Source organism: Streptomyces sp. rh34 (assembly GCF_002551245.1).
In the GTDB taxonomy this organism is placed as follows: domain Bacteria; phylum Actinomycetota; class Actinomycetes; order Streptomycetales; family Streptomycetaceae; genus Streptomyces.
Genome location: NZ_NTGZ01000588.1, coordinates 1 through 598, shown reverse-complemented (window position 1 = coordinate 598; position 598 = coordinate 1). Strand labels below are relative to the sequence as shown.

Genomic DNA, 598 nt, shown 5'->3' with positions numbered 1-598 from the left:
GTACGGATGGGCGGGCGGCGGGCCGTACGGATTTCCCGGCGGCGGGCCGAAGGAGCCGTCGGGCAGCAGCAGCCCGCGGCCCTCCTCGCCCTCCTGGCCCTCCTGGTGCGAGCAGGACGAGGTGCCGAACGCCCGGTCGACCGAGCGCCGCAGCTCATGGGCGAGGAGGACGTGGACGAGCCTGCCGTCGGTGAACTCCACCTCCCGCAGCGCGAGCCGCACGCCGCGCAGTGCGTCGTCGCAGAGCCGGCGCGCCTCGGACAGCGGGGTGCCGGTGACGGTGAGCGGGTTCCAGGCACCGGACGCGGCGTCGGTCTCCCGGTCCTCCACGGCGTCCAGGAGATGGGCGAGCCGCCCGAAGAGCCGGCCGGCCTCCGCGAGCGGCTCGGCGTTCTGCGGCTTCCCGGCGAGGACGGCGGTGTGCGCGAAAGCGGCCGCGGTGGCGGTCTCGGTCGGTTCGGTGACCGTCAGCAGCGGGGTGCCCGGCCCGGCGAGCGTCTCGATCCCGGTCTGCCGGTCGACCGCGTCGACCAGGAGTGCGGTGTCGAAGCCGAGGGCCGCCCCGGTCCGCGCGCCCGCCCGGTCCCTGTCTCTTATA

At 75.8% G+C, this 598-nt stretch carries 1 pseudogene; it reads right to left on the bottom strand.

Annotated elements, in window-relative coordinates:
• Window positions 1-598: pseudogene (locus CR470_RS38355) on the bottom strand (hypothetical protein); the annotation flags it as partial.